The 6,161-nt window shown below is 60.6% G+C and carries 6 protein-coding genes; all 6 read right to left on the bottom strand.

What is annotated here, in order from left to right; translation table 11 throughout:
• Window positions 1–61: 61 nt before the first annotated feature.
• A complete protein-coding gene (locus tag AC1RQ9_RS18195) occupies window positions 62–1,063 on the bottom strand; it encodes an asparaginase (RefSeq protein ID WP_485988015.1) in 1,002 nt (333 codons plus the stop codon).
• Between the two features lie 214 nt (window positions 1,064–1,277).
• On the bottom strand, window positions 1,278–2,528 hold the full coding sequence (locus AC1RQ9_RS18200) for an acyl-CoA dehydrogenase family protein (protein WP_485988017.1): 1,251 nt from the start codon (window positions 2,526–2,528) through the stop codon (window positions 1,278–1,280).
• A gap of 69 nt (window positions 2,529–2,597) precedes the next feature.
• On the bottom strand, window positions 2,598–3,824 hold the full coding sequence (locus AC1RQ9_RS18205) for an MFS transporter (RefSeq protein WP_485988019.1): 1,227 nt from the start codon (window positions 3,822–3,824) through the stop codon (window positions 2,598–2,600).
• Window positions 3,825–4,027: 203 nt separating this feature from the next.
• On the bottom strand, window positions 4,028–4,630 hold the full coding sequence (locus tag AC1RQ9_RS18210; RefSeq protein WP_485988020.1) for a hypothetical protein: 603 nt from the start codon (window positions 4,628–4,630) through the stop codon (window positions 4,028–4,030).
• A 130-nt stretch (window positions 4,631–4,760) separates the two neighbouring features.
• Complete coding sequence (locus tag AC1RQ9_RS18215; RefSeq protein WP_485988021.1) at window positions 4,761–4,892, bottom strand: hypothetical protein; 132 nt, start codon at window positions 4,890–4,892, stop codon at window positions 4,761–4,763.
• Between the two features lie 470 nt (window positions 4,893–5,362).
• The coding region (locus AC1RQ9_RS18220; RefSeq protein WP_485988023.1) for a thiamine pyrophosphate-dependent enzyme at window positions 5,363–6,161 on the bottom strand (799 nt) is incomplete at its 5' end.

Here is a 6,161-nt window from a genome sequence, read left to right on the forward strand (position 1 = left end):
GTTTTGGGTACCGCCTTTTTCAAAAGGCGGCGTTCCCTGAAGCTTTTTGCAAAATAGGCCCTCATGGCGTGTCGAACAGTGTCTGGATGGCATCCCCATCCGCCCCGGTCATCAATGCCAGGGCCAGCAGGATGCGGGCCTGCCGGGGCCGCATGTGACCGGCAGCCAGAATCCCGCGCTGGCATAATTCCTGCCGCCGGACCACGCCACCGCAATACCCGCTACTGGCCTGCACCACCACGACACCACAGGCCACGGCGGCATCCAGCGCCACATTTTCCGCAGGCGTACACATGCCCGGCAGCATCCCCGCCGAGATGATGCCACGCGCGCCGGAAGCCACAAACGCCTGTATGGCCACGCCATCCGCGCCTGCATGGCTGTAACTGATATCCACGCGCGGGATTTCACCCCCGCTGCCATATCCCTCCGGCCAGCCGACATGACGGCGATATCCCGCGGCACGCCCGAAGAAAACCCGATTGGCCTCGATCATGCCAAGCGGCCCGAAATCGGGGGAGCGAAAGGTTTCAAGCTGATAGGTTGACGCCTTGGTCACTTCCTGCGCCGCATGGATTTCGTTATTGGCCACCACCAGCACGCCACGTCCGGCCGCATCAGGACACGACGCGACCAGCAATGCAGCGTACAGGTTGGCCGGGCCATCGGCGCTGATGGCGCTGGCGGGACGCTGCGCACCCACGACAACCACGGGACAGGGCACATCCAGCACGAGGTCAAGGAAACAGGCCGCTTCCTCCAGCGAGGAAGTACCATGCGTTATGACAACACCGTCCAGATCCGGCCAGGCCGCAATGGTCTGGTTCACAACGCTGGCCAGATCGAACCAGCGCACCAGCGTCATCTCCACACTGTCACAGCTTGAAAAGGGAATGTCGCGCACCACGAACCGCGCCCGCACGGCTTCCGGCAGGGCGGCCAGCAGGTCGCTGCCCCCAATGCTTGCGCCAATTTCCGCGTAATCGACCGTATCACGCGGGTCCATGGAACGCCGGGCAATGGTGCCACCGGTCGCGATAATGGCAATGACAGGTCGCTGCATCCGTCTTTCCCCCTGGTCCGTATCCTGTCCGCGATCAATCACGTAGACATGAACAATTATTTTAAAATAACTTATTGATAAATAAATATAAAAATTTTCGGGTGCCGCTTTTTTTTTCAAAAAGACGGCATTTTTCGAAGCTTTTTGAAAAAAGCTTCATCAAAAACGCCCTTTGATTTTTAGGATATCTTAAAAGCAGGCTTTCCAAACCGGCCTACTGATAGGGACCGGGTTCCGGTTCCCACCCGGTCAGCAGGTGACGCCCGATTTCGGCATTTTTCCAGTCCACCGGATCATGCAGTGACAGCGTGCGGGCATCGCGCCAGTAACGGTCCAGCCCGTTCACGTTATCCGTACCCCGCGCACCAGCCGCCGCCGGAGCATCCGACGCCGCGCGCAGCGCCGCGCGTGTGGCGACCGAACGGGCCGCACTGGCGGCCATGGCGACCGCATTGCGCGATACCTGTCCATTTTCATACTGCACCAGCATCGTGCCCGCCTGCATCACACTGCTATAGGCAGCAAACAGGTCCGCCCCGATTTCACCCAGCAGGCGGCGCACATAGGGGTCCTGATCCGCGCTCTCCACGTCCGCAGCCCCCCACGGCCGTGCGCGTTCGGGCACGAAAGCACAGACCGCGCGCAACGCCCCGATGCCGATACCGGTCAGGATGGCGCTGAAACCCGCCTGAAAACGCAGGGCGACATGCTGGGGCAGCACCGCATCCGGGTCCAACGCGTTCCATTGGCCGCCCACCTTTACGTCTTCCAGCATCACGGTGCCGGAATCCGTCGCTCTCTGGCCCATGCGGTCCCAGTCATGGTGCAAGACAAGGCCGGGCGCATGACGCGGCACAAGGTCCATACGCACGCCCGCGCGGACTGATCCCAGCCGTTGCGCCCGCACGGGATCAAAGGACGATACGGCGATCAGGTCCGCCCCGGATGCGCCAGTGGCATAGATCTTGCGTCCCGACAGGGCATGCGTGCCATCGGGGCAGGGCCGCGCCAGTGTTTGCAGGAAATCGTCAGCCGTGCGTCCGTTTTCGGCCACCGCCATGCCAAGGATGGCATGATCGTGCACGATACGATGCGCCAGGCGCTGGCGCAGGTCGGGTGGGGAATAGGCGAATATCTCGCGCACCAGATCATCATGCACCTTGTAGATCTGAGCCACTGCCGGATCGGCCACGGCAATACGCAGCATGAGTTCCAGCGACAGGTCCTGCGCCATGCCCAGCCCACCCCATGCGCACGGCACGGCCAGCGCAAGGATACCCGTGGCCTTCAGCGCGGCGATCGCCTGATGGGGATAGCCCCCCGTGCGGTCACGGGCTGCGGCAGTCGGCGCGATTTCACTATCAAGCACATGCTGTACCCGCAGCAGCACCGCCCCTACCGGCCCGGAAACCTGCCGCACAGGGAACAGGTCACGCAGCAGTGGCGGCAGCAGATGATCCCGCATCGGTACAGTTGTCATGCCAAAAAGATAGACATGCTGGGACAGGGCATCAACCACCCTGCCCCGGTCGGGTCAGCCACCAGCCTGCCTGCGGGCCGCGGCGCGGATATCGCTCAGCGTCAGCAGCCAGATCACGAACCCGCCCATGGCCAGGCAGCACCCGACCCAGCCCACGGATTCCCAGCCCAGACCAGCACTGATCGCCATGCCGCCCAGCATGGGGCCAATCGCGTTGGCCATGTTGAATGCGCTCTGGTTCATGGCCGCGGCCAACGCCTGCGCATCGACCGCGACACTCAGCAGGCGTGACTGGATCACGGTGCCCAGTCCACCACCACACCCGATCATGAACACGATCGGCATCATGCCCCACACGGAATGCACCGAACCGGGAAAACCGGCCAGAGCGGCGGCATTGACCAGCAGCGTGCCGCCAATGGTCGGCATCATCTTGCGATCCGCCGCCCATGCGCAGGCCATGGTGCCCACCGTCATGCCCACGCCAAAGACCGCCAGCATGACCGGCGTCATGTAGGCCGGGGCATGGGTCACTTCCTGCAAGATGGAGGCAAGGTAGGTATAGACGCAGAAAATACCCCCGAACCCCACGACGCCAATGCCCAGCGTCAGCCAGACCTGCCGGTTGCGCAGGGCCCGGATCTCGGTCATGGCGCTGGCATTAGGGCGCGCCGGGTCGGTAGGCACGAAGCGCATGATCAGCAGCATGGTCAGCAGCGCCAGTCCCGCGATCAGCACGAAGGCCCAGCGCCACCCCACCATCATGCCCAGCCCGTTGGCCATCGGCACGCCACCAATCGTGGCGATGGTCAGGCCCAGCACGACCCGCGCCACCGCCTGCGTGCGCCGGTTTTCCGGCACCAGCGAGGACGCGACAATACCCGCCGTGCCAAAATACGCGCCATGCGGCAGCCCGCTTATGAACCGGCACAGCAGCAGGCACAGGTAATTGGGGGCCAGTGCGGTCAGGCCATTACCAAATACATACAGGACCATCATGCCGATCAGCAGGTATTTGCGGCTGTATTTCGCACCCAACATGGCAATCAATGGGGCACCGACGCACACACCGGCGGCATAGGCCTCGATCGCATGACCGGCCTCGGGCACGGTGACGTGCATGTCCGCCGAAATCATGGGCACCAGACTCATGGCCGCGAATTCGGCCGTGCCAATGGCAAATCCCCCCAGCGCGAGGATGAAGAAAATCAGGCCGGAATGACCGGAAGGCTGCACGGGCGCACGAACGCCCCCACGCGCGATGGTGATTGTATCAGTCATGCATATGCTCTGGACAAAAAGAAAAAAGCGCACTTCCGTACGCTTCGTTTTGTCGCCGATACACCCATGCCGGGTTACCTACAAGCCTGCGTTGACGCATCCCCTCCGGACGGTTTCCCCCATCAACGGCCATAAAGGGCGGAAAACGTTTCTTCCGCCTTTCAGTGACATGTTTTTTCAAAATATTACGCGGACCTGCCGGGCTATCCGCAACGCCATACCCCATCCTGTCCCACGGCTTCCGCCTGTTGTCGGATGCGGGCCAGCATACGCCGCCGGATCAGACCGCTTACGGGCCGGATCACATACCAGTACGGCGCGAAACGCCGCCATAAGGCCGACGTGGGACAGGACACCCGTGTCTCGGTCACCAGCAGGGACTGGCCGACTGCCGCGGGTTTGACCGTAAAGCCCATAACCAGCCTGCACACATTCCTGTGCTGGCAGGCCAGAAAATCCGCGCGTGATGCGATATCGACCAGTCCGTAATCCATCCGCCAGAACGCCCCGGCCAGTCCCAGAACCATTTCCCGATCGCCCACACGGCCAAGGGGTGTGAAATCATCCAGATCAAGTGTCCTGCGCTGCGACAGGCCCAGCAGGCGCGCGGGTCTTTCGCGCAGGCCGATGGCCAGACGGATCAGGGGATCATCCTGGGCACGATAACGGCTGATGCAATCCATAATGGTCGCACCCGTGGCATGGATGCGCAGGGCGTGGCGTTCCCGGAAGGTAAAACAGGGCAGCAGGTCGTCAATCAGGGCCATCATCATGCCTTCATGCAAAAAGAAGCGTTCCAGCCCCATCCTACAGGCATAAAAAAAGACGCCGAAGCGTCTGACCCGTCTTATTCATCATGACCTGCTGGCCGCCGGCCATTCCCACATTAACGTGGGAATTCCGGCTGCAAGGGTATCAGGACAGAAACCCCCAGGCTCAGGCAGCGCGATCGGACATGATGGTGGCAACCATCAGGGCAGCGATCATGGGCAGGAAAGCAACCATGGTCAGGGAAGACATGGCGTTCACGGAATGGGCAATCATGGTGCTGACGTTTTCAATAAACATGTTTCGGTTCCTCTGGTGTTGAGTTGGTAAGCCGGAAAGAACACCAGAACCGAAATACTCGCAATGGAAATCATACGCCCGTTTGGGGTGATTTACTGATCATTACATGATGAAAATATTATAATTGTCCAACAAATACTCAAAATGTAGCAAACCGTCAGGTATCCATTTTGGATGGAAAGAAAATATGCCAAAAAAAATGGCAATCCCTTTTGCGGGCTTGCCATTACCGCCGTGAAGCAGATTAAAGTATGTGCAACTGCACACAATTTAATCAATTTACTTCACGATTTCGTGATGTCGCTTGAGTCTTTTTTGCCGTCTACCGGACCAGGCGGGAGGCATCCAAACCCCGCTTTGGGAATGCACTGAAAAAACAGTCGTATTTTCAATAACCTGACTTACCCTTCCCGTCCAGCCTAAAAACAGGTCATTCCTCATTAATCGAAAAATGACCTGTCCGCCGCCGGTCAGGGCAATTCGGGGGTTTCGATTCCATAATCGTACCGCCGCACCGCCTGCCCCATCGCTTCCAGCCCGGCCGGCGCATCCATGGGGGTGAAACCAACCTCGATAAAAACGAGTCCTTCATGCTGCTGCGCCTGCGCCAGCGCGGAATCCAGTTCCGCCCGGTCACCGGCCTTCAGCGACAGCACCGCCGCGGCCTCACCGCCCATCGCCGCAGGCAGGGCGGCATAATTCCAGTTGGCGATGTCGTTATAGACAGCCTGCGGGCCAAGGATCATGCGTTCGATGGTATAGCCACCGTTATTAACCAGGAAGATCGTGATATTGCACCGCAGCCGCAGCAGGGTGGACAGTTCCTGTGCCGTCATCTGGAACGACCCGTCGCCGATAAACAGCACATGCCGCCGCTCCGGCAGGGCAAGGCATGCCCCAAGACTTGCTGGAAGCGAATAACCGATTGCCGCCCAGACCGGCTGAACCAGCAGGCTGCATCCGGCGGGCAGACGGGCATGCAGCATTGCCACCATGGATGACCCGTTATCGGCGCCCACGATGTCACCCGGCTGCAGGAAGGTTTCAATCCGTTGCCAGAATACCGCCTGCCCCCATGGCTGTGCATCAGGCGACGCCGGTGCGGCATGATCGGGCGATGCGGGCAGCGCCGGACATGCGGGCGGCATGCCCCCCATTTTCCGCGTCACGGCATCAAGCAGGTCGCCGGCGGTAAGGCCCTGCATGTTTTTACCATCACAGGTCAGGCTGAACGGCTGCACGTCTATCAGCGCACCGGGCTGCAGTTCC

The sequence above is a fragment of the Komagataeibacter ossonobensis genome, from assembly GCF_057359305.1.

Bases quoted from the DNA above. Each gene is read 5' to 3' on its own strand.
- AC1RQ9_RS18195 (WP_485988015.1), bottom strand. From the start codon at position 1,063: ATGCAGCGACCTGTCATTGCCATTATCGCGACCGGTGGCACCATTGCC.
- AC1RQ9_RS18200 (WP_485988017.1), bottom strand. From the start codon at position 2,528: ATGCGGGATCATCTGCTGCCGCCACTGCTGCGTGACCTGTTCCCTGTG.
- AC1RQ9_RS18205 (WP_485988019.1), bottom strand. From the start codon at position 3,824: ATGACTGATACAATCACCATCGCGCGTGGGGGCGTTCGTGCGCCCGTG.
- AC1RQ9_RS18210 (WP_485988020.1), bottom strand. From the start codon at position 4,630: ATGGGGCTGGAACGCTTCTTTTTGCATGAAGGCATGATGATGGCCCTG.
- AC1RQ9_RS18215 (WP_485988021.1), bottom strand. From the start codon at position 4,892: ATGTTTATTGAAAACGTCAGCACCATGATTGCCCATTCCGTGAACGCC.